General features: G+C 67.5%; 23 protein-coding genes. 9 read left to right on the top strand and 14 right to left on the bottom strand.

Annotated features, from left to right (window positions below; genetic code table 11):
• The first annotated feature begins 61 nt into the window (after positions 1 to 61).
• Positions 62 to 1,300 (top strand): cyclic nucleotide-gated ion channel, encoded by a 1,239-nt coding sequence (locus STARVERO_RS11890; RefSeq protein ID WP_159598985.1) that lies wholly within the window; start codon positions 62 to 64, stop codon positions 1,298 to 1,300.
• 87 nt (positions 1,301 to 1,387) lie between these two features.
• On the opposite strand, the gene STARVERO_RS11885 is transcribed toward STARVERO_RS11890, so the two are convergent.
• The gene (locus tag STARVERO_RS11885; protein WP_144342678.1) at positions 1,388 to 2,599 is read right to left on the bottom strand and encodes an NADP-dependent isocitrate dehydrogenase; all 1,212 of its coding nucleotides are present in this window, start codon (positions 2,597 to 2,599) and stop codon (positions 1,388 to 1,390) included.
• Positions 2,600 to 2,891: 292 nt separating this feature from the next.
• Between STARVERO_RS11885 and STARVERO_RS11880 the strand changes: the two genes are divergently transcribed.
• The 4 genes from STARVERO_RS11880 (at position 2,892) to rpsD (ending at position 6,944) form a co-directional block, all read left to right on the top strand.
• The gene (locus tag STARVERO_RS11880) at positions 2,892 to 3,746 is read left to right on the top strand and encodes an RNA methyltransferase (RefSeq protein ID WP_144342679.1); all 855 of its coding nucleotides are present in this window, start codon (positions 2,892 to 2,894) and stop codon (positions 3,744 to 3,746) included.
• A gap of 85 nt (positions 3,747 to 3,831) precedes the next feature.
• A complete protein-coding gene (gene murI / locus STARVERO_RS11875) occupies positions 3,832 to 4,779 on the top strand; it encodes a glutamate racemase (protein WP_244616746.1) in 948 nt (315 codons plus the stop codon).
• A 77-nt stretch (positions 4,780 to 4,856) separates the two neighbouring features.
• Positions 4,857 to 6,110 (top strand): lytic murein transglycosylase, encoded by a 1,254-nt coding sequence (locus STARVERO_RS11870; RefSeq protein ID WP_159598984.1) that lies wholly within the window; start codon positions 4,857 to 4,859, stop codon positions 6,108 to 6,110.
• 216 nt (positions 6,111 to 6,326) lie between these two features.
• Complete coding sequence (gene rpsD / locus STARVERO_RS11865) at positions 6,327 to 6,944, top strand: 30S ribosomal protein S4 (protein WP_144342681.1); 618 nt, start codon at positions 6,327 to 6,329, stop codon at positions 6,942 to 6,944.
• Between the two features lie 156 nt (positions 6,945 to 7,100).
• Here rpsD and grxD read toward each other — a convergent pair whose 3' ends face one another.
• The 6 genes from grxD to purC all read right to left on the bottom strand — a co-directional run bounded on the left by grxD (position 7,101) and on the right by purC (position 11,911).
• Positions 7,101 to 7,439, bottom strand: coding sequence for a Grx4 family monothiol glutaredoxin (gene grxD, locus STARVERO_RS11860; protein ID WP_144342682.1), 339 nt, complete (start codon positions 7,437 to 7,439; stop codon positions 7,101 to 7,103).
• A 57-nt stretch (positions 7,440 to 7,496) separates the two neighbouring features.
• The gene (locus STARVERO_RS11855; RefSeq protein ID WP_144342683.1) at positions 7,497 to 7,730 is read right to left on the bottom strand and encodes a BolA family protein; all 234 of its coding nucleotides are present in this window, start codon (positions 7,728 to 7,730) and stop codon (positions 7,497 to 7,499) included.
• An 18-nt stretch (positions 7,731 to 7,748) separates the two neighbouring features.
• Positions 7,749 to 9,959 (bottom strand): phosphoribosylformylglycinamidine synthase subunit PurL, encoded by a 2,211-nt coding sequence (gene purL, locus STARVERO_RS11850; RefSeq protein WP_144342684.1) that lies wholly within the window; start codon positions 9,957 to 9,959, stop codon positions 7,749 to 7,751.
• Between the two features lie 55 nt (positions 9,960 to 10,014).
• Positions 10,015 to 10,713, bottom strand: coding sequence for a phosphoribosylformylglycinamidine synthase subunit PurQ (gene purQ / locus STARVERO_RS11845; protein WP_144342685.1), 699 nt, complete (start codon positions 10,711 to 10,713; stop codon positions 10,015 to 10,017).
• A gap of 5 nt (positions 10,714 to 10,718) precedes the next feature.
• The gene (gene purS, locus STARVERO_RS11840; protein WP_159598983.1) at positions 10,719 to 10,961 is read right to left on the bottom strand and encodes a phosphoribosylformylglycinamidine synthase subunit PurS; all 243 of its coding nucleotides are present in this window, start codon (positions 10,959 to 10,961) and stop codon (positions 10,719 to 10,721) included.
• A gap of 140 nt (positions 10,962 to 11,101) precedes the next feature.
• Positions 11,102 to 11,911, bottom strand: a complete 810-nt coding sequence (gene purC / locus STARVERO_RS11835; protein WP_144342687.1) for a phosphoribosylaminoimidazolesuccinocarboxamide synthase — start codon at positions 11,909 to 11,911, stop codon at positions 11,102 to 11,104.
• Positions 11,912 to 12,212: 301 nt separating this feature from the next.
• Between purC and STARVERO_RS11830 the strand changes: the two genes are divergently transcribed.
• The 3 genes from STARVERO_RS11830 to STARVERO_RS11820 all read left to right on the top strand — a co-directional run bounded on the left by STARVERO_RS11830 (position 12,213) and on the right by STARVERO_RS11820 (position 15,601).
• Positions 12,213 to 12,536 carry a DUF1476 domain-containing protein gene (locus STARVERO_RS11830; protein WP_159598982.1) on the top strand — a complete coding sequence of 108 codons (324 nt, stop codon included), beginning with the start codon at positions 12,213 to 12,215 and terminating at the stop codon, positions 12,534 to 12,536.
• A gap of 181 nt (positions 12,537 to 12,717) precedes the next feature.
• A complete protein-coding gene (locus STARVERO_RS11825; RefSeq protein WP_159598981.1) occupies positions 12,718 to 14,793 on the top strand; it encodes an SH3 domain-containing protein in 2,076 nt (691 codons plus the stop codon).
• A gap of 133 nt (positions 14,794 to 14,926) precedes the next feature.
• On the top strand, positions 14,927 to 15,601 hold the full coding sequence (locus tag STARVERO_RS11820; protein WP_159598980.1) for an SH3 domain-containing protein: 675 nt from the start codon (positions 14,927 to 14,929) through the stop codon (positions 15,599 to 15,601).
• 23 nt (positions 15,602 to 15,624) lie between these two features.
• On the opposite strand, the gene purB is transcribed toward STARVERO_RS11820, so the two are convergent.
• Entirely contained in the window at positions 15,625 to 16,932 is a 1,308-nt protein-coding gene (gene purB / locus STARVERO_RS11815) for an adenylosuccinate lyase (RefSeq protein ID WP_159598979.1), read from the bottom strand.
• Positions 16,933 to 17,077: 145 nt separating this feature from the next.
• Here purB and STARVERO_RS11810 point away from each other — a divergent pair, with 145 nt between their 5' ends.
• Complete coding sequence (locus STARVERO_RS11810) at positions 17,078 to 17,686, top strand: N-acetylmuramoyl-L-alanine amidase (protein WP_144342691.1); 609 nt, start codon at positions 17,078 to 17,080, stop codon at positions 17,684 to 17,686.
• 12 nt (positions 17,687 to 17,698) lie between these two features.
• Here the strand turns inward: STARVERO_RS11810 and rpe are convergent, their stop codons facing one another.
• The 6 genes from rpe to STARVERO_RS11780 all read right to left on the bottom strand — a co-directional run bounded on the left by rpe (position 17,699) and on the right by STARVERO_RS11780 (position 25,133).
• Complete coding sequence (gene rpe / locus STARVERO_RS11805; RefSeq protein WP_159598978.1) at positions 17,699 to 18,385, bottom strand: ribulose-phosphate 3-epimerase; 687 nt, start codon at positions 18,383 to 18,385, stop codon at positions 17,699 to 17,701.
• An 80-nt stretch (positions 18,386 to 18,465) separates the two neighbouring features.
• Positions 18,466 to 20,631 (bottom strand): inverse autotransporter beta domain-containing protein, encoded by a 2,166-nt coding sequence (locus STARVERO_RS11800; RefSeq protein ID WP_159598977.1) that lies wholly within the window; start codon positions 20,629 to 20,631, stop codon positions 18,466 to 18,468.
• A gap of 396 nt (positions 20,632 to 21,027) precedes the next feature.
• Positions 21,028 to 21,882: a glycine betaine ABC transporter substrate-binding protein gene (locus STARVERO_RS11795; protein ID WP_159598976.1), complete on the bottom strand. Its 855-nt coding sequence runs from the start codon at positions 21,880 to 21,882 to the stop codon at positions 21,028 to 21,030.
• 66 nt (positions 21,883 to 21,948) lie between these two features.
• Positions 21,949 to 22,803 carry an ABC transporter permease gene (locus STARVERO_RS11790; protein ID WP_159598975.1) on the bottom strand — a complete coding sequence of 285 codons (855 nt, stop codon included), beginning with the start codon at positions 22,801 to 22,803 and terminating at the stop codon, positions 21,949 to 21,951.
• Positions 22,804 to 22,816: 13 nt separating this feature from the next.
• On the bottom strand, positions 22,817 to 24,016 hold the full coding sequence (locus STARVERO_RS11785; RefSeq protein WP_159598974.1) for a quaternary amine ABC transporter ATP-binding protein: 1,200 nt from the start codon (positions 24,014 to 24,016) through the stop codon (positions 22,817 to 22,819).
• A 127-nt stretch (positions 24,017 to 24,143) separates the two neighbouring features.
• The gene (locus STARVERO_RS11780) at positions 24,144 to 25,133 is read right to left on the bottom strand and encodes a P1 family peptidase (RefSeq protein ID WP_159601742.1); all 990 of its coding nucleotides are present in this window, start codon (positions 25,131 to 25,133) and stop codon (positions 24,144 to 24,146) included.
• Positions 25,134 to 25,199 lie beyond the last annotated feature (66 nt).

Raw genomic sequence — 25,199 nt, 5'->3', positions numbered from 1 at the left:
CGGACCGGGAAGTGCGCCGAGGGCCGCGCTGCCGGGCGGGTCCGGTCGGGGGAAGGCCGTCATGGCGGCCCGCAGGCATCAAGGAAAATGGTTCTCGGGCGCGTGGCAGCGTGCCAGGCGACGGCGTTGCTATGAGATCCTCGAGCGCGACGCCGCTGATGACCGGTGGGCGGAGCGGGTCAATCTGGCCCTGATTGTCCTCATCGTGCTGAACGTGGTCGCGGCGGTGCTCGAAACCGTGCCGAGCCTCTTCCTGCGCGACTACGTGCTGTTTCGCGCGTTCGAGCATTTCTCGCTGGCGGCCTTCGCCGTCGAGTATCTGCTGCGGGTCTGGGTTTCGCCGGAGAACCCGCGCTATCGGGGCCTGTCGGAGGGGCGTGCCCGGTGGCGCTATATGCTGACGCCGGTCGCCATCATCGATCTGCTCGCCTGGCTGCCCTTCGTGGTCTCGGCGATGTTCGGCGTGAACCTGCGCACGCTGGCGATTCTGCGGCTGGTGCGCTTCATCAAGCTCGCGCGCTATTCGCCGGGCATGCAGTCCCTGCTGGAGGTGCTGTACCGCGAGCGCCAGTCGCTCGTCGCCTGTTTCTGGCTGCTGGTGGCGGCGGTTCTGCTGTCCGCGTCGGCCATGTACGTGGCCGAGGGAGGCGTCCAGCCGGACCATCTGGGCTCCATCCCGGCGGCGATGTGGTGGGCGATGGCGACGGTGACGACGGTCGGCTATGGCGACGTCTATCCCGTGACGGTGCCGGGGCGTGTGGTCGCCGGCCTCACCATGATCACCGGCATCGTCATGATCGCGCTGCCGGTCGGCATCATCGCGACCTCCTTCGTCGACGTGATCAAGCGCCGGGATTTCATCATCACCTGGGGCATGGTGGCGCGCGTGCCGCTGTTCGCCGATCTCGATGCCGCCGGCATCGGCGAGATCCACAAGGCGCTCTCGGCCCATACCGCGCAGCCCGGCGAGATCGTCGCCCGGCGCGGCGACGTGGCGCGGTCGATGTATTTCATCGCCTCGGGCGAGGTGGCGCTGGAATTTCCGGACGAGGTGATGATCCTCGGCGAGGGGCAGTTCTTCGGCGAGATGGCGCTGCTGCACTCGGCCCGCCGCGCCGCGACGGCGCGGGCACATACACGCTGCATGTTGCTGATGCTGGGAGCAGACGATCTTGCCGACGTGATCCGGCGGCATCCCGCGATCGGCGAGCGCATCCAGGCCATGGCCCGTGACGAGGAAGGGCCGCGGGCGCTGCGCCGCAGTGCCGATATCGCCGACGACGAGATAAAGAGCGCCTGAGCGGCCGACGCGGGGAGGGGCCTTGGGAAGGACCCGGGGCGCGCGGCGCGTCCCGGGTGAAGCGTGCAGGTCAGGCACGGGTCCTGCTCAGGCGAGGGCCTTGCCGAGGTTCTCGGAGATCTTGTCGAGGAAGCCGGTGGTCGAGAGCCACTTCTGGTCGGCGCCGACGAGCAGGGCGAGGTCCTTGGTCATGTCGCCGCTCTCCACCGTGTCCACGCACACCTTCTCCAGCGTGGAGGCGAAGGCGGCGAGGTCGGCGTTGTTGTCGAGCTTGGCGCGATGGGCGAGGCCGCGCGTCCAGGCGAAGATCGAGGCGATGGAGTTGGTCGAGGTCTCCTTGCCCTTCTGGTGCTCGCGGTAGTGGCGCGTCACCGTGCCGTGGGCGGCCTCGGCCTCGACGGTCTTGCCGTCCGGCGTCATCAGCACCGAGGTCATCAGGCCGAGCGAGCCGAAGCCCTGCGCCACGATGTCGGACTGCACGTCGCCATCGTAGTTCTTGCAGGCCCAGACATAGCCGCCGGACCACTTCAGCGCGGAGGCGACCATGTCGTCGATCAGGCGGTGCTCGTACCAGATCTTGCGCTTCTCGAACTCGGCCTTGAACTCGGCCTCGTAGATCTCCTGGAAGATATCCTTGAAGCGGCCGTCATAGGCCTTGAGGATGGTGTTCTTCGTGGAGAGGTAGACGGGATAGTTGCGCATCAGCCCGTAATTGAGCGAGGCGCGGGCGAATTCCCTGATCGACTCGTCGAGGTTGTACATCGCCATGGCGACGCCGGCGCCGGGTGCCTTGTAGACCTCGTGCTCGATGACCTGGCCGTCGTCGCCGACGAACTTGATGCTCAGCGTGCCCTTGCCGGGGAACTTGAAGTCGGTGGCGCGGTACTGGTCGCCGAAGGCGTGGCGGCCGACGACGATCGGCTGCGTCCAGCCCGGCACGAGGCGCGGCACGTTCTTGCAGATGATCGGCTCGCGGAAGATCACGCCGCCGAGGATGTTGCGGATCGTACCGTTCGGCGATTTCCACATCTTCTTGAGGTTGAATTCCTTCACCCGCGCCTCGTCGGGCGTGATCGTGGCGCACTTCACGCCGACGCCTACCCGCTTGATGGCTTCGGCGGCGTCGATCGTCACCTGGTCGCCGGTCGCATCGCGGTTCTCGACGCTGAGGTCGTAATATTCCAGCGGTACGTCCAGATAGGGATGGATCAGCTTGTCCTTGATGTACTGCCAGATGATCCGGGTCATCTCGTCGCCGTCGAGCTCGACGACCGGATTCGCCACCTTGATCTTCGCCATGAAATTCACCTCGCACGGAAATCGTTGTCGGAGGGTCGCGGCGCGTGTCCGCGCGGGCAGACGCCGGATGGGCGGGTGATACCCTGCCATGCCGGACAGGGAAAGCAGGTCCCGGGCCAAATTTCGACCAAAGGACAAGGCGCGCGGCCCTTCTCCACCAATGGTTCCTGGCATCTGGTATGCCTGATCGCGAAACGGGCTGTGGCGCCGCGTCGGGCAGGGTGCTTCGCAAGCGCGCCGTGCGCGGCTATATCAGCGACCTTTCCGCAGGATGACGAAACGAGGAACCGCGATGCCCGGCGCCGGCACCGACAGCACCAAGCCCTGGCAGGAGGGCGGGCCGGTCGTGATCCTCGTCGAGCCGCAGCTCGGCGAGAACATCGGCTCGGCCGTGCGCGCCATGGGCAATTTCGGCCTGACGCGGCTGCGCATCGTCAATCCGCGCGAGGGCTGGCCGAATCCGAAGGCGGTGACCTTCGCCTCCGGCGCCGACCGCATCCTCGACAATGCCGAGCTGTTTCCCGACCTGCGCTCGGCGCTGGCGGACCTCAATTTCGTCGCCGCCGCCACGGCGCGCGAGCGCGGTATGCAGAAATCCGTGCTCGGCGCGGATGTCGTGGCCGCGGAGGCGGCGACGCGAATCGCAGCCGGTGAGACGGTGGGGCTGGTGTTCGGGCGGGAACGCACGGGGCTCTACACGGAAGAGGTGTCGCTGGCCGACGTCATCCTGACCCTGCCGGTGAACCCGGCCTTCGCCTCGCTCAATCTCGGCATGGCGGTCGCGGTCGTCGCCTATGAGTGGTTCAAGCTGGCCTCCGGCGGGGCGTTGCCCTTCCAGCAGCCGGACCGCTACCCGATCGCCGACAAGGCGGACCTGTTCGCCTTCTTCGACCATGTGGAGCGCGAGCTGGACGAGGCGCTGTTCTTCCGCTCGCCGGAGAAGCAGCCGGTCACCACGCGCAACATCCGCAACATCTTCCACCGGGTCGGGCTGACCCGTCAGGACATCGCGACGCTGCATGGCATGGTGGCCGCGCTGGTGGAGGGGCGGCGCACCCGTGAGGAGCGTACCGCCGCGCGGCTCGGCGGGAAGAAGCGGCCGGCGAAGGCGGCGCCGGACGAAGGCGGGGCCGGGCCGGAGAGCTGAGCGGCGGACTGGCGGGGACAGGCGGCAAGATAAGGAAGCGTTCACCAGGATGCGCCACAATGATGCCCGGGATGGAGGACATCAGATGCGCATCGAGGCTTCTCCCGTTTCCGGTTCGTCCGGCAGGCATGGCGTCTCGCTCGTCGCTTCGTCAACCGGGCCGTCAGCCGTGTCGCCGCCGCTTCACCCGCCTGCCGTCGCGCTTCGCGCGCCGACCATCATCGTGTTCGACTCCGGTCTCGGCGGGCTCTCGGTGTTCCGCGAGCTGGTGCGGGCGCGGCCGGATACGCGCTTCGTCTATGCGGCCGACGATGCCGGCTTCCCCTATGGCCCGCGCAGCGAGGAGGATCTGGTCGCCCGCGTCGTTGGCGTCATGGACGCTCTGATAGCGCGGCTGGCGCCGGATGCCGTGGTCATTGCTTGCAATACCGCCTCCACGCTCGTGCTGCCGGCCCTGCGCGCGCGCTATTCCATTCCCTTCGTCGGCACCGTGCCGGCCATCAAGCCGGCCTGCGAGGGGTCTCTCACCAAACAGGTGAGCGTGCTGGCGACGCCGGGCACGGTGAAGCGTGACTACACCCAGGCGTTGATCCGCGACTTCGCCGGCGATTGCCGGGTGACGCTGGTGGGCAGCGTCCATCTGGCGGCGCTCGCGGAGGCGGCGATGGCCGGCGTGGACGTGCCGGACGAAGCCTTCGCCGCCGAGATCGCGCCGGCCTTCGTGCGCGAGGGCAAGGCGCGCACCGATACGGTGGTGCTGGCCTGCACCCATTATCCGCTGGTGCTCGACCGGCTGCGCAAGGTGGCGCCCTGGCCGGTGCGCTGGGTGGACCCGGCGGCGGCCATCGCCCGGCGTCTCAGTTCGCTTCTCGGTCCCGTCGCCTTCGCCGCGAGCCCGGCGCCGATGCGGCTGTTTTCCACCGGGAGCCCGCTCGACGCGGCGCTGGTGGAACGAATCGTCGGCCGACGCGCGCGGGCCGGCGAACTCGTGCCCATGGCGTCCGCTCCGGCATCGATGCCGACACCTGCTTGAGAAGGCTGCGCTTTTTACAGGTGCCTTGCCAGCGCCGCGATCCCTGCCCAGCATGCCCGTAGGGCAGGAGATGCAAAGTGACTGGCAGTGTTCTTGACGACGCGCGGTGTCCGACCCGGCGGGCATTCCTGCTCGGTGCCGGCGCCACTGCGCTGGCGCTCGGAGGAGGCGATGCCTACGCGCAATCCGCCAAGCAGTCCTTCGACGCCTGGATCGTCGCCTTCCGCGCCCGCGCCAAGGCGCGTGGCATCTCCGATGCGGTGTATGACCGGGTCACGCGCGGGCTGAAGCCGGATACCTCCGTCTACGCCAAGGACCGGGCGCAGCCGGAGTTCCGCGAGGAGCTCTGGCAATATCTCAACCGGCGCATCTCCGACTGGCGGCTGATCACCGGCCGGGCGGCCGCGAAGGAAAACGCAGCTTTGCTCAAGCGCCTGCAGAAGGATTTCGGCGTGGAGCCGGACGTCCTGCTCGGCCTTTGGGGCATGGAGAGCGCCTTCGGCGAACTGGTCGAGGACGAGGACCACATGAAGCCGGTGTTCCCTTCGCTGGGCGCGCTGGCCTGGGGCGAGCCGCGCCGCCGCAAATATTGGGAGACCGAGTTCCTCAACGCGCTGGCCGTGGTTCAGCGCGGCTGGGGCGAGCCGGAGGGGATGCGTGGCTCTTGGGCCGGCGCGATGGGGCATACGCAGTGGATGCCGGAGGTCTGGCTGAATCTCGGCGTCGACTATGACGGCGACGGCCATCCCTCGCCCTACAGCGTACCCGACGCATTGGCCGGAAGCGCGCGCTACCTCATCAAGCGCGGCAACTACCAGCGCGGCCTGCCCTGGGGCTTCGAGGTGACGATGGCGGGCGTGCCGGAGAAATATGCCGACGCTCGGTCCTGGCGCGCCGTCGAGGATTGGGCGGGGCTGGGCGTGAAGCCGGCCGGCGGCGGCCGCTTCCAGTTTCCCAAGGCGCGGGCGCGGCTGTGGGCTCCCGTTGGGACGGAGGGGCCGTGCTTCCTGCTGACGCAGAATTTCTATGCCGTGCGCAGCTACAACCCGTCGATGAACTACGCGCTCGCCGTCTGCCATCTGGGCGACCGGGTGCTCGGCGGCGATCCGTTCATCACGCCCTTTCCGGGCGGCGAGCGGGTGCTGACGCTGGCGGAGATCCAGGAAGTGCAGCGCCGGCTGACCAAGGCGGGATTCGACACCGGCGGCGTCGACGGGCGCGTCGGCAACATGACGATGCGCGCCGTCGCGGGCTTCCAGCGCAAGGTCGGGCTGGAGCCGGACGGCTATGCCAGCCTCGACGTGCTGGCGGCGCTGCGTAAGGGGCGATGACCCCGTTCCGCATGACGACCGGGTGACGGTCGCGCTTGACCTCCCGTGCGTTTCCGCCTATCCACCCACGCACACGCGGGGCCGGCAACGGTCCCGCGTGGTGTTTCACGCACCCGTGGGTCTGTCCGGCGCGTTCGGACTGGTCCTGTCGGCTCCCGCAAGGGAGTAGAGGAGGGGGCGCGATCCAAACCGCAACAATGCGAGAAGGACCTGCGCATGAGCAAGCGCGTTTCGGCCAAGCACAAGCTTGACCGCCGTATGGGCGAGAACATCTGGGGCCGCCCGAAGAGCCCCATCAACAAGCGTGAGTACGGCCCCGGCCAGCACGGCCAGCGCCGCAAGGGCAAGCTCTCCGACTTCGGCGTGCAGCTGCGCGCCAAGCAGAAGCTCAAGGGCTACTACGCCTCGATCGGCGAGAAGCAGTTCTATTCGATCTATGTGGAAGCCGCGCGCCTCAAGGGCGACACCGGCGCCAACCTGATCGGCCTTCTGGAGCGCCGCCTCGACGCCGTCGTCTACCGCGCCAAGTTCGTTCCGACCGTGTTCGCCGCCCGCCAGTTCGTGAGCCATGGCCACATCAAGGTGAACGGCCGCCGCGTCAACGTCCCGTCCTACCAGGTGAAGGTCGGCGACGTGGTCGAGGTGAAGGACGCCTCCAAGCAGCTCGTGCTGGTTCTGGAAGCCGTCGCTTCGGGCGAGCGCGATGTGCCGGACTATCTCGAGGTCGACCACTCCAAGCTCACCGCGAAGTTCGCTCGCGTGCCCGAGCTCAACGAGGTGCCCTATCCGGTCGTGATGGAGCCGAACCTCGTGGTCGAGTTCTATTCGCGCTGATCCATCACCGGATCATCCGCTACGGAAAAGCCGCCCGCGAGGGCGGCTTTTTTGTTGGGCTGCGCTGGAGCGGCGAGAGGGGCTGGGCGAGGCCGCGCAAAAGAAAAGCCGCCCGGAGGGCGGCTTTGTCGTCCCGGCCGGTGAACGCGCGTCCGCTCAGGCGGTGGCGCGGCCCATCACCACGACGCCCTTCTCTTCGAGCAGGGTCTGGAGCTCGCCGGACTGGTACATCTCGCGCACGATGTCGCAGCCGCCGACGAACTCGCCCTTCACGAAGACCTGCGGGATGGTCGGCCAGTTCGTGTATTCCTTGATGCCCTGACGGATCTCGTCGGAATCGAGGACGTTGATGCCCTTATAGTCGACGCCGAGCAGGTTGAAGATGTGCGCCACCTGCCCGGAGAAGCCGCACATGGGGAACTGCGGCGTGCCCTTCATGAAGACAACGACGTCGTTGCTCTTCACCTGGCTGTCGATGAAATCGTGAATGCTCATGGCATTGCCTTTCGCCCGTGGGGGCCTCGCGAGAGGTTGTGGCGACGTGAGCCGCCTTCAGTCCGGTACATTGGTCTGAAGCGCCAGGGCATGCAATATGCCGCCCATCTGGCCCTTCAGCGCCGCGTAGACCATCTGATGCTGCTGCACGCGGCTCTTGCCGCGGAAGCTCTCGGAAACCACGGTCGCGGCATAGTGATTGCCGTCCCCGGCCAGATCACGGATCTCGACCGTCGCGTCCGGCAGCCCGTCCCTGATCAGCCGTTCGATCTCGGTCGCTTCCATCGCCATCGACTGTGTTCCCTCACATCACAGGCCCGCGCCCATATAGATGGGCAGCCAGGCTTCGTTACGCTCGCGCAGCGCGTCCACCACAATTGGGCGCTCGCCGGGGATATTCAACCGGTCGCCGCCCGTCGTGCCGAGCTTGGCGATCGTCACGCCGGCGAGTTCGGCGCGGCGCAGCAGCAGGGCCTTGGAGCCGCTTTCGACCGTGACGATGTAGCGGGCCTGATCCTCGCCGAACCAGAAGGCGTGCGGGTTGATCTCGGCCGGCGGGGCGACGAGGTTGGCGCCGATGCCGGAGGCCATCGCCATCTCGGAAAGCGCGACAAGCAGGCCGCCATCGGAGACGTCGTGCACCGCGGTGACGAGGCCTTCCTCGATGAGGGCGCGCACGAAGTCGCCGTTCTTGCGCTCCAGCGCGAGGTCGACCGGCGGCGGGGCGCCGTCCTCGCGGTCGAGAATCTCCGACAGGAAGGCGGACTGGCCGAGCCAGCCGCCGGTCTCACCGACGACGAAAACAATCTCGCCGCTCTCCTTGAAGTCGAGCGTCGCCATCTTCTCGATGTCGTCGAGCACGCCGACGCCGCCAATGGTCGGGGTCGGCAGGATGCCGCGGCCGTGGGTCTCGTTGTAGAGGCTGACATTGCCGGAGACGACCGGGAACTCCAGCTCGCGCGCCGCTTCGCCGATGCCGCGCAGGCAGCCGACGAGCTGGCCCATGATCTCGGGCTTCTCGGGATTGCCGAAGTTCAGGTTGTCGGTCAGCGCCAGCGGCTTGCCGCCGACGGCGGTGATGTTGCGCCACACCTCGGCCACCGCCTGCTTGCCGCCCTCGAACGGGTCGGCCTCGCAGTAGCGCGGGGTGACGTCGCAGGCCATGGCCAGCCCCTTGGGGCCGTCCTCGACGCGCACGACCGCCGCGTCGCCGCCGGGGCGCTGCACGGTGTTGTTGAGGATCAGGTGGTCGTACTGCTCCCAGATCCAGCGCTTGGAGGCGAAGTCGGGCGAGCCGATCAGCCGTTCCAGCGCACCGGGAATGGTGGCGGTGATGTCCAGCGAGGCGGGATCGATGCGCTGCTGCTTGGGCGTCTCGACCCACGGCCGGTCATAGAGCGGGGCTTCGTCGCCCAGCTCCTTGATCGGCAGGTCGGCCTTGACCTCGCCCTTGTGCCGCACGACGAAGCGCAGATTGTCGGTGGTGTGGCCGACGATGGCGAAGTCGAGGCCCCATTTGCGGAAGATCGCCTCGGCCTGTTCTTCCTTGCCCGGCGCGATGACCATGAGCATGCGCTCCTGGCTCTCGGAGAGCATCATCTCGTAGGCGCTCATGCCTTCTTCGCGGCAGGGCACATTGTCGAGGTCGAGCTCGATGCCGAGATCGCCCTTGGCGCCCATCTCGACCGCCGAGCAGGTCAGTCCCGCCGCGCCCATGTCCTGGATCGCGACCACGCAGCCCGCTTCCATGATCTCGAGGCAGGCTTCGAGCAGCAGCTTCTCGGCGAAGGGGTCGCCGACCTGCACGGTCGGGCGCTTCTCCTCGGCGCCGTCGCCGAACTCGGCGGAGGCCATGGTGGCGCCGTGGATGCCGTCGCGGCCGGTCTTGGAGCCGAGATAGACCACCGGCAGGCCGACGCCGGTCGCCTTGGCGTAGAAGATCTTGTCGGCGTCGGCGAGGCCGACCGCCATCGCGTTGACGAGGTTGTTGCCGTCATAGCGGGTGTGGAAGCCGACGAGCCCGCCCACCGTCGGCACGCCGAAGGAGTTGCCGTAGGAGCCGATGCCGCTGACCACGCCGGCCACCAGATGGCGGGTGCGCGGGTGCTTGGGGTCGCCGAAGCGCAGCGCGTTCAGCGCCGCGATGGGGCGCGCGCCCATGGTGAACACGTCGCGCAGGATGCCGCCTACGCCCGTCGCCGCGCCCTGATGGGGCTCGATGTAGGACGGGTGGTTGTGGCTCTCCATCTTGAAGACGGCGGCCTTGCCGTCACCGATGTCGATGACGCCGGCGTTCTCGCCCGGCCCCTGGATGACCCACGGCGCCTTGGTCGGCAGCCCCTTCAGGTGCAGGCGCGAGGACTTGTACGAGCAGTGCTCGTTCCACATGGCGGAAAAGATGCCGAGCTCGGTGAAGCTCGGCTCGCGGCCGATCAGCTTCAGGATGCGCTCATACTCGTCGGGCTTGAGGCCGTGGTCAGCGACGAGTTCCGGGGTGATCTTCGGTTCGGCAGAGGTCATGCGAAGGCCGTCATTCCGTTACGCGGGCGGGCAGGGGCGGGAGCAGGCACGCGGCTCAGGCCCGCTCCAGCGCTCCGACGATGCTCTCGAACAGGGCGCGCCCGTCGGTCGGGCCGACGAGCGGGTCGACATGGTTCTCGGGGTGCGGCATCAGGCCGAGGACGTTGAGCTTCTCGGAGACGATGCCGGCGATGGAGTTGGCGGCGCCGTTGAGCACCTGCGTGTCGTCGCGCCGACCATCCGCCATCACGTAGCGGAAGACGACGCGGCCGTCGTCCTCCAGCCGCTTCAGCGTGTCGGCGTCGGCGGTGTAGTTGCCCTCGCCGTGCGCCACCGGGTAGCGGACGACGGCCCCCTTGGCGTAGCGCCGGGTGAAGGGGGTGTCGTTGCGCTCGACCTTCAGCAGCGCCTCGCGGCAGATGAAGCGCAGGCGGGCGTTGCGCACCAGCACGCCCGGAAGCAGCCCGCTCTCGCAGAGGATCTGGAAACCGTTGCAGATGCCGAGCACCAGCCCGCCGCGCGCGGCGTGGGCCCGCACGGCGTCCATGATGGCGGCGCGCGCGGCGATGGCGCCGCAGCGCAGATAGTCGCCATAGGAGAAGCCGCCGGGTAGCACCACGAGATCGGTGCCGGCAGGCAGGGACGTATCGGCGTGCCAGACCAGCGTGGGCTTGACGCCCGTCACCAGTTCGAGGGCGCGCGCGACGTCGCCCTCGCGGTTGGAGCCGGGAAAGACGAGGACGGCGGATTTCATGGTCGTCAGCCCACGAACTCGATGCGGTAGGTTTCGATCACCGTATTGGCGAGCAGCTTCTCGCAGGCGTCCTTCAGCGTCGCCTCGGCCTTGGCCGCGTCGGTGGTCTCCAGCTCGACGTCGAACACCTTGCCCTGCCGCACGCTGGCGACGCCGGGGACGCCGAGCGAGCGCAGGGCGCCCTCGATGGCCTTGCCCTGCGGATCGAGCACGGCGGACTTCAGGGTGACGAGGACGCGCGCCTTCATGGATTCACTCTCAAGGACGTTCTTGCGGAAAACAGAAACGGGGGCTTTCGGGCCCCCGCCTATCACCTGGCCGCGAACGGCTCAATGCTTGAGTGCGGAATGGCTGACCCGAGGACAACGCATCCACGGGTCTTGCCCCCTCACTCCTCGGGTTCGGATTTCACCAGAACCGGGCCGCCGCTCTGAAGGCGCTCGTTCTCGGACATGATGCCGAGACGGCGGGCGACTTCCGAGTAGGCCTCGACGAGGCCGCCCATGTCGCGGCGGAAACGGTCCTTGTCGAGCTTGTCGTTCGACTTGATGTCCCACAGGCGGCAGGAGTCGGGGCTGATCTCGTCGGCGACGACGATCCGCATCATGTCGTTTTCCCACAGGCGGCCGCATTCCATCTTGAAGTCGACGAGGCGGATGCCGACGCCGAGGAACAGGCCGGAGAGGAAGTCGTTCACGCGGATGGCCAGCGCGATGATGTCGTCGATTTCCTGCGTGGTCGCCCAGCCGAAGGCCGTGATGTGCTCTTCCGAGACCATCGGGTCGTTGAGCTGGTCGTTCTTGTAATAGAACTCGATGATCGACCGCGGGAGCTGGGTGCCTTCCTCGATACCGAGGCGGCTCGACAGCGAACCGGCGGCGACGTTGCGCACGACGACTTCGAGAGGAATGATCTCGACTTCGCGGATGAGCTGCTCGCGCATGTTCAGCCGCTTGATGAAATGCGTGGGGACGCCGATCTCGTTCAACTTCTGGAAGATGTATTCCGAGATGCGGTTGTTCAGCACGCCCTTGCCGTCGATGACATCGTGCTTCTTGTTGTTGAAGGCGGTGGCGTCGTCCTTGAAGTGCTGGATCAGCGTGCCTGGCTCAGGGCCCTCATAGAGGACCTTCGCCTTACCTTCATAAATGCGGCGGCGGCGGCTCATGGGTGGGTACCGTCGGTTGAGGAAGTCCATTAGGATGCCGGGGCTCCGGTTCCGGGTTCACGGCTAGGGCGCCGCACTTTTGCGCGATCCGCTCGCGCTTGACGATTCGTCTCGCATCGGCACCAGCGCCCACGCGCGGACACTAGCCCATCGGGGGGGCGGATACAAACGTGTCCACGTGCCCTTTACACGCATGGGCGCCATGTTCTCGCGTTATACGATGGTGAGCGTCACATTGACGTAGGGGCCGTTGAGGCATGTCGACGGCGTTGATTTGGTGGCGGGGGCGCGATAATCAAGCCCGCCATTTACCAGGATACAGGGCGAGCAAATGAGCACGTTCGACGACCGCGAAGACGCGTTCGAAGCCAAATACGCCCACGATCAGAGCCTGCGCTTCAAGGCTCTGGCCCGCCGCAACAAGGCGCTCGGCCTCTGGGCGGCCGAGAAGCTCGGTCTCGCGGGCGCCGAGGCGGAGGCCTATGCCCGCTCGGTGGTCGAGGCCGACCTCGAGGAGGCCGGCGACGAGGACGTCTATCGCAAGCTGAAGACCGACTTCGACGCCAAGGGGCTCGACGTCTCCGAGCACCGCATCCGTCGCACGATGGAAGAGCTGCTCGCTGCGGCCATCGAGACGCTGAAGAAGGAAGGCTGAGCCTTCCAGATTTCGACGCCTCCGCAAGCGATCGAATCGGCTGCTTGCGGGGCCGTCAACCATGACGGTTGCAGCTTAGCAACCATTTTCCTCTTATTTTGTTGCGAACTGACCATAATCGCGGCATCCCTGAGCACCGTCGTACCCTCCGTGAGGGAAGGCGACGTCCGGGGAGGAGCCGATGCGGTTTACCACGTCCTTCGCGTTGGCTTCCGGCCTGATCGTCGGAGGCACGCTGAGCGCCGGCGCCTGGCCGGCGGTGACGACGACCAACACGAATTTGCGCGGCGGCCCGGGCGTTCACTACGGCGTGCTCGGCACGCTTCCCGCCGGTTCCGCCGTCGAGGTCGTGGCCTGCACGGGCAGTTGGTGTCAGACCCAATATGGCTATGTGAGCGCGCGGCTGCTGTCGCAGAGCGGCGGTTATGCGCCGATGGCCGGCTATGCGGCTTCGACCGGCTATGCGCCTGCCTACGCCAACAGCGGCACCAATTATCGCCTGCCGTACAATACGATGGCGGCCCCTGCGGCGCCCGTCTACGCGCCGCCCGCTTCCAGCGTGACGGCCGGGGCGGCGGTTCTGGGCTATGGCGCGCCGCCCGTCTCGCCCCCGGCGCCCGTCGCGAACCGCGTCGTGGCCACCAATATGGGCGTGACGGGTGGAACGGCGGCGAACGGCGTTGATCCCGTCCATCCCGGTTCCAACACCACCATGGCCGGCCCCCGCACCACCATCGGCACGACCAATGTGCGCAGCGGTCCCGGTGTCGAGTACGACATCATCAAGACGCTGCCCGATTTCACCAAGGTGGAGGTGACGGGTTGCGCCAATAGCTGGTGCCAGACCAATGAGGGCTACATCAGCATCTATCTGCTGTCGCGCGGGCCGGTTCAGCAGGTGCTGAGCGCGCAGGCGCAGCCGCGCGTGCCGGGCTCGCAGACGCGCGACTCCCTCGCGTGGAATGCTGCCACCCAGGCCGCCATGGGCTATGGAGCGCCCGGCGCCGCGGTGCAGGGCTACGCCGCGCCGGCGGGCGTCGGCACCTACCCGTCGGCCGGTGCCTCCGCTCTCGGTTATGCCCCCGCCCGGACCTATCCGGCGCCGGGCCGTGCCTATGCGCCGTCCAACGTTGCCGGAGCCTATGCGGCGACTGGTACGGCGACGACCCGAACCAATGTCAATGTGCGCAGCGGTCCGGGCGTGCGTTACGCCCTGCTCGGTACGCTGCCGGCCGGCTCGCCCGTGAATGTGGTCGGCTGCACCGGAAGCTGGTGCCAGACGCAATACGGCTATGTCAGCGCTCGCCATATCAACCAGGGCGGCTACGGCTACACGCAGCCGGCGTATCCGGCCGCCTATCGCGCCGCGCCGACGGCGCGCGGCTACTACCCGGTCGGCACCAATATCGGCACCGTTCCCGTCGCCCCCGTGCAGGCACCGCGCTATCTCGGGGCGCCCGGCGCCGCGCTGAATCCGGCGCCGACCGCGCCCGGCTTCGCCACTTCGGGCGCCTATACGGCGACCACTTCCACGGACGTCAACGTCCGCAGCGGTCCCGGCACCGGCTATCAGGTGCTTGGCGCCCTGCCGGCCGGCGCGCCGGTCAGCGTGGTCGGGTGCTCGGGAAGCTGGTGCGAGACCCAGTACGGCTATGTCAGCGCGCGCTATCTCTCTTCCGGGCGTACCGATGCGGGAAGCCTTCTGGCGCGCCCGGCCGTGGTCTCGGGCGCCGAATATTCGAGCGCGGATTATGTCGATCCGGCGATGCTCGCCGCGTCGCCGTCCTATGCGCCCGCGTCGTCCTATGACGACCTCGGCTATGTCGAACCGGTCTATCCGCAGGGTGGTTACGTGACGGCGGCGAGCCTGCCGGTGCAGGACACCCTGGGCGGGCTCGACAGCTCATGGGGCGGGTACGGCCGCGGCATCGGCTGGACCAACTGGCGCACGAGCTGGGGCCCCGGCTACTGGGGGCCTGCCCTGTCTGGTCGCAACATGACCTCCAACTGGGGTGCGCGTCCGAGCTACTGGGGCGGTCGCACCAGCTTCTGGAACATTCATCCCGGCTATCCGACGCGGGCGCGCTTCGGGGATCGCCGGGGCAACATGTACTGGTCCAAGCGCGGCGAGGGCCGGCTGCCGCAGTCGGCGGCCTGGTATCTCGGCATGGGGCCACGCTGGCAGGGACCTTACGCGGAGGGGCCGGAATACCGCGGGCGCCCGGTCGTGTGGCGGCCGCGTGCCGGCATTTGGTGAGGTTGCTCCCTCAGAACCGCATTACATAGGTAATGCAACCAATTCCGTCGGACGGGGTTGCTATCGACGATGACCGGAACTCCGCGCATGCCGCGAGGGGCCGCGCGCGGCGCGTACCTCGAGGGAGGACAAAATGAGTCTTGTGAAGTCGTTGGCGTTGGCGGCCGGTTTGCTGGTCGCGGGCAGCGTCATGAGTGCGGCCTCAGCGGCCGTGGTGACCGGCAATGTGAATGTGCGCAGCGGTCCCGGAACGAACTATCGGGTCATCGGCTCGCTGCCGGCGGGTGCCCGCGTGGATGTGGGCGGCTGTCGCGGCAACTGGTGCCGCGTGGCCGGTGGCTGGGTCAGCGCCAGCTTCCTGTCGGGCGGGGGCACCAGTGTGGTGGTCAGCCCCGATTATTCGGGGGTGGACGATGTGGCCCTCGGCGTCGGAGCCTTCGCTCTCGGCGCGGCGGTCGGCTCGGCCTGGGACGGCGGCTGGGGCTATTACGGCCCGGGCTGGGGCTACGGCGGCCCGTGGTGGGGTCCGCGCTACGGCTATTGGCGTGGCGGACCCGGCTGGCGCGGCCCAGCCTACTGGCGTGGGCGGCCGGCCTATTGGCGCGGCGCTCCCGGCTGGCGTGGTCGCCCGGCGTATTGGCGCGGTGCTCCGGGCTGGCGCGGCGGCCCGGCGTGGCGCGGCCGTCCGGCCTACTGGGGTGGTCGTCCCGCCTTCCGCGGCGCTCCGGCCTTCCGCGGCCGCCCGGTCTATATGCGGGGCGGTGGGATGGGCTTCGGCCGGGGCTTTGGTGGCCGCGGCTTCCGCTAAGCCCTGGCGGGCGCGGCCGGGGTTCAGCTCCGGCCGAACACCCGCTTGAAGATCGTATCGACGTGCTTGAGGTGATAGCCGAGGTCGAACTTCTCGGCGATCTCCTCGGCCGTCAGGTACTTGCGGACTTCGGCATCGTTGGTCAGCAGCGTCTGGAAATCGCCCTCGCCACGCCAGACCGGCATGGCGTTGCGCTGCACCAGCCGATAGGCGTCCTCGCGGGAGGCGCCCTTCTGGGTGAGGGCCAGCAGCACGCGCTGGGAATGGACCAGACCGCCGAGGCGGTCCAGGTTCTTCTGCATGTTCTCGGGATAGATGACGAGCTTCTCGACGACGCCGGCGAGGCGCGCCAGCGCGAAGTCGAGCGTCACCGTCGCGTCGGGGCCGATCATCCGCTCCACCGAGGAGTGCGAGATGTCTCGCTCGTGCCAGAGCGCGACGTTTTCCAGAGCGGGGGTCACCATGCCGCGCACGAGGCGGGCGAGGCCGGTGATGTTTTCGGTCAGCACCGGGTTGCGCTTGTGCGGCATGGCCGAGGAGCCCTTCTGGCCGGCGGAGAAGAATTCCTCCGCCTCCAGCACCTCGGTACGCTGCAGGTGGCGGATCTCCACCGCGACGCGCTCCATGGAGGAGGCGACGACGCCGAGCGTGGCGAAATAGGCGGCGTGCCGGTCGCGCGGGATGACCTGCGTGGACACCGGCTCCACCGCGAGGCCCATCTTCTCGGCAACGTATTCCTCAACCCGCGGGTCGATCTGCGCGAAGGTGCCGACCGCGCCGGAAATGGCGCAGGTCGCCACCTCGTGGCGCGCGGCGACGAGGCGAGCGCGGTTGCGCTGGAACTCGGCATGCGCCTGGGCGAGCTTGAGTCCGAAGGTGGTCGGCTCGGCATGAATGCCGTGCGAGCGTCCGATGGTCGGCGTCAGCTTGTGCTCGAAGGCACGTGCCTCCAGCGCGGCGAGCAGCCGGTCGACATCCTTGATCAGCAGGTCGGCGGCACGCACGAGTTGCACCGACAGACAAGTATCGAGCACATCGGACGACGTCATGCCCTGATGGACGAAGCGCGCCTCGGGACCGACGATCTCCGCGAGATGGGTCAGGAAGGCGATGACGTCGTGCTTCACCTCCGCCTCGATCTCGTCGATGCGGGCGACGTCGAAGGTCGCGTCCTTCGCCTTTTCCCAGACCTTCGCGGCGGCCTCCTTCGGCACGACGCCGAGTTCGGCCAGAGCATCGGTGGCGTGCGCCTCGATCTCGAACCAGATGCGGAAGCGGGTCTGCGGCTCCCAGATGGAAGCCATTTCGGGACGGGTATAGCGCGGGATCACGGGCGGCCCTTCGGGAAAGACGGGGATGGCGTCGTTGCCGGGCGCTCTAGCAGGGCGGGGCCGGCGACGCAACCGACGGCTTTTGCCTCGCTTATACAATCAATACGTGTATAACTAACCATGAACAACTGGTGGGAATTGGTTCATGTCGTTTTCTGTGCGTAACCACACATTGGAGCTTAACGGGGATGCGGTCGAGTTCGTGCCGACGACCAATCAGGGAGGGGCCTTCCGTCCGCAGTATCTGGTGCTGCATTACACGGCCGGCATGACCGGCGCCGGCGCCGTGGCATGGCTGGCGCAGCCGGCGTCGCAGGCCTCGGCGCATCTCGTGATCGACCGCAACGGCAACGTCACCCAGATGGTCCGCTTCAACCGCATCGCCTGGCATGCCGGCCGTTCGGAATGGGCCGGGCTGGAAGGTATGAACCGCCATTCCATCGGCATCGAGCTGGTGAACGCGGGCAGGCTGATAAAGGTCGGGGACACCTGGCAGAACTGGGCCGGCAACGTCATCCCGGCCGATCAGGTGGTGGAGGCTCCCCACAAGCACGGGAATGTCGTAGCCGGCTGGCACGCCTATCCGGCCGCCCAGATCAAGGTGGCACTGGAAGTGGCGCTCGCGCTTCACAGCGCCTATGGCTTCTACGACGTCGTCGGCCATGAGGACGTGTCGCGGGGCCGGCGGGTCGATCCCGGTCCGGCCTTTCCGATGCTCAGCTTCGCGGCAAGAGTGCTGGGCCGCGGCGACTAGCCGGCGTTCGGCTCACACCAGCGCGCCGCGTTCACGCAGCGCGGCGTCGCGGATGGCGGCGATGTTGCCGGCATATGCTCCGGCGCCGCCCTTGAACACGGCCGAGCCGGCCACCAGCGCGTTGGCGCCGGCCGCGATGCAGGCGCTCGCGGTGTCCCTGGTCACGCCGCCGTCGATCTCGATATGGATGGGGCGCTCGCCGATCATCGCCGAGAGCTGGCGCACCTTGTCCATCACCGAGGGAATGAAGGCCTGACCGCCGAAGCCGGGGTTCACGGTCATCACGATGATCACGTCGAGGAGGTCGAGCACGTGCTCGACGGCGTTGGCGGGGGTCGCCGGGTTGATGGCGACGCCGGCCTTCTTGCCGAGCGCACGGATGGCCTGCAGCGAGCGGTGCAGATGCGGGCCGGCCTCGGCGTGGACGGTGATGTGATCCGCGCCGGCCTTCGCGAAGGCCTCCAGATAGGGATCGGCCGGCGCGATCATCAGATGCACGTCGAACGGCTTGGAGGTCAGCGGGCGGATCGCCTTCACCACGTCCGGGCCGAAGGAGATGTTGGGCACGAAATGCCCGTCCATCACGTCGATATGGATCCAGTCCGCCCCGGCCGCGTCGACCGCGCGCACTTCCTCGCCGAAGCGGGCGAAGTCGCAGGCGAGGATGGAGGGGGCGATGATCAGCGGGCGGGTGGTCATGGATCGAGGCTCCGGCTGTTTGCCGGGGGCGTAGCACCAAGGGACCGGGGCGGCAATGCCGTCCCGGCCGTCCATTGGTTTCAAAGCCCGCAGGTGGCGCTCAGCGTGCCGGACGAAACCGGCGTGCCGCCGATCGAGAAGACCTCGCCGCCGGTCTGGATCAGCTCCGTTCCCGACCACGCACCGGCATCGGCGCTGCATCGCGCCGGCACGTCCGTCACGGCGATGTCGCCCGAGATGTCCTGGATCGGACCCGAGACATAGACCGCCGAGGCGCCGCTGCGCGTGACCGCCACATCGGTGAAGCTGATGCCGGTGACGGGGCCGCCCGAGAAGCCCCAGGCGTCGCCGTAGAAATAGACGCCGTAGCTGCCGGGATCGACAATGGTGACGTTCTCGAAGCGGATGTCGCTCGACGGATTGATGAAGATGCCGGCGCGATAGGTGGATTCGATCCACGCATTCGACACCGAGATGTCGGCCGTCTCACCCGGGAGGTTGAAGGACGAGGCGAACATCAGCCCGTTGATGCCGCCCTTCAGCGTCAGATCGTCCAGCGTCGCGTGCGCCGTCTTCTGCAGCACGATCAGGTCCATCGAGCGCTCCATGGCGGAGTTGTCGATGGTGACGGAGTGCAACGCCGCGTCCTCGACGCCGACCATGAGGATGCCCTCGCGGCGGCTGTTGGTGATCGACAGGTTGTCGATGACAATGTCGCGGCTCTGGCCGGTGACGACGTTCTCCCAGTCGATCTCCTCGTACTGGCTGCCGACGAAGAGGCCGTAGGTGACGTTTTCCATCGTCACGCCGCTGACCCGCAGGTCTTTGACCGCGAGTGCCGCGATGCCGGCGTTATGGACGACGTTCGGGTCGAAGATCGACCATTCGCAGGCGGTATTGTCCTCGCAGGGCGCGAGGTCGTGAATGCGGGTGGCGCGGATGAGCGCGCCCGAGACGTCCGTCAGCGCAATGCCGTGGCTGCTGGCATCGGCAATGTCGAGATCGCGCATGACGATGTCGTTCACGCCTTCCGCCACGACGCCGGAGCGTCCGCCGCGAACGGCGAGGGAGGCGACGGCGCTCCCGTCGCCGGCCAGCGCCACGACATCGGCGAGCGGATCGCTGCCGGTGATGGTCGCCGCCGGAAGGCTGTTGCGGAAGACTGCCGTGCCGCCGCTCAGCGCGCCGCGAACCGTGAGCGCGCCTCCACCGCCCAGCAGGAACTGGCCGGTGCCGAGCGAGACGGCGGAATCGACATCGATGGCGCCGGAGGCCAGCACGAGCGCGCCGTTGCCGGCATTCTCCAGACGCTCGTTGATGGCGGATGCGGTGTCGCCCGATCCGATGTTGACGACCCGGCCCGCCGCCTGTCCGGTTTCCGTGTAGATCGCGGTCTCGGCCTTGCCGGTGGCGCCGGCGAGGGTGCGGATCGCGTCCTGCCGGTCAACGCGGCGGTAGAGCGGGTCGTAGGGAGCCTGGCCGGAAGTGTCGCCCAGCGGAACGCGCAGGCGCGCGAGGAAGATGCCCTGCGTGTCTCGCTGGTCGTCATGGGTCAGGCCGGCGATGAGCGTGAAGCGCGAGCCGTTGCCGAAGGCGGGAAGGCCGGCGCGCGACAGCTCGATGCGGGCGGATACGCCCGGCACGTCTTCGAGATCGTCGCCGGTGTAGTAGTAGCCGCCGGCGAAGAGCTTGATCTGGGTGAGGTCGTCCGGCGAGAGGAAGGGCAGGCGATAGCCGATCTCGGCATCGAACCCGTCCATGGCGGTTTCCTCGCCGGCCCGGAAGATGAGGCGGTTGGCCTCGATCAGCGCGGCATTTGCGATGGCCAGCGAGCTTTCGATCTCGCCCACCGGCAGGTAGGCATTGGCGCGGATCTCCCAATCCTGGCTGAGGGCTTCGAGGCCGACGCCGATCTGGGTGAAGCTGTTGTCATACTGGCTGTTCAGATAGTCGAAATAGCCATTGATCCCGTAGACCCAGCCATTGTCGTGGTGGAAGCGGTAGCCGATGCCGAGCGAGCCCTGATCGATTTCCTGCTCGCTGCCGAAGCTGGCGCGAGCGTCGAGGAACAGCAGGCGGTTGCCGTCACCCGTCATCGGCAGGAACAGGTCGAAGCTGCCGAAGGCTTCGTCTCCAACCGTGCCCAGCGTGGCTTCCAGCGAGGCGGGGGCGCCTCCCGGCGGTTCGGCCATCGCCGGCAGGCTCACCGCGGTCGCGAGGAGCGCGGGAATAACGGCGCGTCTCATGTGCACTCTCCTGGGGAAGGTTTCGGAGGGTTTCCGAACCTCAATCCCGGCGCACTGCGTTAGCACCGCCATTCACCAAAAAGAACGAAAAATGACTCTAAGTTGTTGATATAAAAGTCATTTTATAATTATTCGTAGACAAATTAAATATCGAACATCGTGTCAAGGAAGCGATGGCAACACGAACGAGCTCCTTGCGGGAACTGCCGTCGCCACGCTGGTCCGGCGTGTCTGGCCGGACTCCCTCCGAGGGAATGAAAAGAAAAAGCGGCCGGAAATGATCCGGCCGCAGGGGAGGTCACCACCCGAGCCGGCCAGGGCCGGGCGCAGGTGGACGGAGGTTCTGCCGGCGCACATCCCGGTGCGCCCGACGGTCGGCGATTCCGCCGGGCCGGTTCACTTGGTCCAGGTGTCGACCTTGTCCTTGTTCGCCGCGACCCACGCCTTGGCGGTGGCTGCCGGATCGGCGCCGGGCTTGTTGTTCTCGACCATCACCTTCTGCTCGTCGTCGAGCGAGAGGCTGAAATTATCGAGGATCTTGTAAGCCTCCGGCGCTTCTTCCTTCAGCTTGGTCGAGACCACGGTGTTGACCGTCTCCTCGCCGCCGAACACGCCCTTGGGGTCGGCGAGATACTTCAGGTCCCACTCGGCGAACATCCAGTGCGGCGTCCAGGTGGTGACGACGATCGGCTCCTTCTTGGCGTAGGCGTCCTTCAGCGCCGCGACCATGGTGGCGTCGGAGCCCTCGACCAGCTTCACCGGCAGGCCGTAGTCCTTGACCGCCTTTTCCGAGGCCTTCATCAGGCCGGCGCCGGGATCGATGCCGATCACCTTGCCGCCGAACTTCGCTGGGTCCTTCTTGATGTCCTCGATCGTGGTGATGTCGACATAGGTCGGCACCGCCCAGCCGATCTTGGCGCCGGTCACATTGGGGCCGAGATCGACCACCTTGTCCTTGAGCTTGGCGTTATAGGCGGCGTGGGTGGCCGGCAGCCAGGCCGCGACCATCGCGTCCGCCTCGCCGGTCGCCACCGCCTGCCACATGGCGGCGCCGGAAAGCGGCACGATCTTCACCTTGTAGCCCTTGTCCTCCAGCACGGTCTTGATGATGTTGGTGGCGACCACGGCGTCGGACCATTCCACATAGGCGATAGTGAGGTCCTTCTTCTCCGCCTGCGCAGCCCCGACAGCGAGGCCGAGGGCGGTGGCGGCGACGGCGGCCGTCTTCACGTACTTTCCGAATAGCGACATGTCGGTTGCTCCGCGTTGGAAGGTGAGGGGTCGGAAGTCGTTGCGCTGCTTCCGTTGTAGGAATGGTCAGCCGCCCTGGCGGTCGCGCCGCATGTGGCGGGCGACGTACTGGGTGATGCGGTCGAGGATGACGGCGAGCACCACGATGGCGATGCCGGCCTGGAAACCCTGTCCGGCTTCGAGCCGCTGGATCGCCTTCCACACCTCGCCGCCCAGCCCGCCGGCACCGATCATCGCCGCGATCACCACCATGGAGAGCGCGAGCATGATGGTCTGGTTGATGCCGGCCATGATGGTCGGGATGGCGAGGGGGAGCTGCACCTTGAACAGCTTCTGCCAGCGGCTGGAGCCGAAAGCGTCGGCGGCCTCGACCAGTTCCGGCGGTGTCTGGAGGATGCCGAGGGCGGTCAGGCGGATGGTCGGCGGCATGGCGAAGACGATGGTCGCGAAGCAGGCCGACACCGCCCCGAGGCCGAAGAACGGGATGGCGGGGATCAGATAGACGAAGCTCGGCATGGTCTGCATCATGTCGAGCGCCGGAGCGACGACGCGCCAGAAGCGCTTGCTGAGCGCGGCGCCGACGCCGATCGGAATGCCGATGGCGAGTGCGAACAGCGTCGAGACCAGCACCAGCACGAGCGACTGCAGGGTCGCTCGCCAGAGTTCGAGGTTCCACAGGAAGGCGAAGCCGAGCATCGAGAAGATCGCGATGCGCGCGGTGGTCAGCCGCCAGATCAGCAGCCCGAAGAGGATGATGACCAGCCAGGGCGGCAGGCCGACGAGGAAATCGGTGGTGGTCTCGATGCCGGTGCCGATGACCGCGCTGAGCGCGCGGGTGACGCCCGAGAAGTGCTCCGTCGCCCAGTCGAGGGCGATGTCGCACCATTCGGCGAGGGGAATGCGGGGAATCTCGAAGGCCATCGTCCGTCCTCCCTCAGTGCGTCGTTTCGGAGCGTCGCCGCGCCAGCGCCGCCACGAGATCGGCATTGGCGATGACGCCCTTGAGCTCGCGGTCCGGCCCGATGACGGCGATCTCGCCGCGGCCGGAGGCGAGCTTGGCGACGGCGTCGTTCAGCGTCGCCGTGCCGGGCACGCAGGCCTCGCGGTCGCTGAGCAGCAGGCGCAGTTCCGTATCGCCGGCCTGCTTCAGGGTTTCGGCATCGACGGTGCCCTGGAAACGTCCTTCGTGGCAGACGACGGTGACGACCGGCTCACCCGACTGGATGAGGATCGCCAGCGCCTCGGCGGCGGTGCTCTGCCAGGGTTTCACGGCGGCCGGCATGCGCATGGCGTCGCCGGCGGTAACGACGCCCAGTACGTCGATATGCTCGACGAAGCGGCGCACATAGTCGTCGGCCGGGTTGGCGAGGAAGTCGGCCGCCGTGCCCTGCTGCACGACACGGCCGTCCTTCATCAGCACGATGCGCCCGCCGAGCGCGATGGCCTCGTCGAGGTCGTGGCTGACGAAGACGATGGTCTTCTTCAGGCGCCTTTGCAGCGCCACGAGTTCCTGCTGCATGTCCCGGCGGATCAGCGGGTCGAGCGCGCTGAAGGCCTCGTCCATCAGCAGCACGTCCGGGTCCAGCGCCAGCGCGCGGGCGAGGCCGGCGCGCTGCTGCATGCCGCCGGAAAGCTGCGAGGGATAGTGCTGGTCCCAGCCTTTCAGCCCGACCGTCTCGATCGCCGTGAGCGCCCGGTCGCGCCGCAGATCGGGCGCGACGCCTTGGACTTCGAGACCGTATTCGACGTTGCGCAGGATGGTGCGGTGGGGAAACAGGGCGAATTGCTGGAACACCATGCCGAAGCGGGTGCGGCGGAATTCCATCAGTTCGCGTTCGTTGAGCGCGGTGACGTCGGTGTCATCGACGAGCACCGAGCCGGAGGTCGGCTCGATCAGCCGGTTGATGCAGCGCAGGCAGGTCGACTTGCCCGAGCCCGACAGGCCCATGACGACGAGGATTTCGCCTTCGTCGACGTCGAAGCTCACATCCTGCAGGCCGATGACGGCGCCCGTGGCCTTCTGCACTTCGGCGCGGCTCTGCCCGGCCTTGAGCAGCGGCAACGCCGCGCCGGCCTCGTCGCCGAATATTTTCGTCAGTCCCCGGACCTGAACCCGCGGTCGCTTTGCGTTCATGCGCTCCCCTCATTATTGAGGGAAGTGTCCGGCGCATGGCTGCCATGCCGATTGGACAGATGCGACAAGCCGGGCTGCAAAGACGACAATAGCCCGGTCTTATTGCGTCCCCGTCAATAAGCCGGGCTCAACCCCACAAATCCCGCCAGGCGGGCAGGGTGCCGGGCTGCGGCAGCGCGGTCGCCTCATGGACGGCGCGGGCGCAGGCACGGGCGAGGGTGCGCACCACTGCGTCGCCGATCAGGGCAAGGTCGAATACCGGATCGACGAGCGGCCGCCGGCCGGTGGCGGCGGCGAAGATGGTGTCGCCGTCGAGCGGCGTGTGCACCGGCCAGATGGCATGGGCGTAGCCGTCATGCGCCATCACCGCGAGGCGCTTGCACTGAGCCTTGGTCAGCATCGCATCGGTGGCGACGAGGGCGATGGTGGTGTTGGCCCCGGGGGGCAGGCCCTTCAACGGCGGACGTTCCGGCAGGACCGGCAGCGGGGAGGGCAGGCCGAGCCCGCCGAATTCGCCGTACTGCTCGAAAGGCGCGGCCCAGAAATGCGGCGCGTCCGGCAGGTTCGTCGCGCCGCAGGCATTGACCGCCACCAGCGCTCCCACCGTATGGCCGGATGCCGCCACCATCGAGGCGGAGCCGAGGCCGCCCTTGAGGTTCACCGTGGTGGCGCCGGTGCCCGCGCCGACCGTACCCAGCGGCATGTCGAGGCCGGCCGCGTTGGCGGCGGCATAGCCGAGGTCGCGATAGGGGGCGAAGCGGCCCCAGTCCTTGTTGCCGCCATTGATGAGGTCGAACAGCACCGCGCCGGGGACGATAGGCACCAGCGCCGTGCCGACGTGATAGCCGATCCCCTGCTCGGCCAGCGCGGCCATCACCCCGGCGGCAGCGTCGAGACCGAAGGCGGAGCCGCCGGAGAGAGTCACCGCGTGGATGGCACCCACCGTTTCGTCGGGTGCCAGCAGATCGGTCTCACGTGTGCCCGGCCCGCCGCCGCGCACGTCGACCGAGGCGACGGCCGGCTCATCGAAGAGGATGGCGGTGACACCGGAAGCGAGGTCGAGGTCGGTGGCATGGCCGACCTTCAGGCCGGCGACGTCGGTGATCAGGTTACGCATCGGTTCCTCGCTCACGCGCATCACATCCCGGCGAGAGGCCAAGCCGCCGCATTGCCTAAGCCGGTG

This window comes from Starkeya nomas (genome assembly GCF_902703545.1).
Taxonomy (GTDB): Bacteria; Pseudomonadota; Alphaproteobacteria; order Rhizobiales; family Xanthobacteraceae; genus Ancylobacter; species Ancylobacter moscoviensis.
The sequence above is the reverse complement of the archived record's forward strand: the minus strand, read 5'-3'. Positions and strand labels throughout refer to the sequence as shown.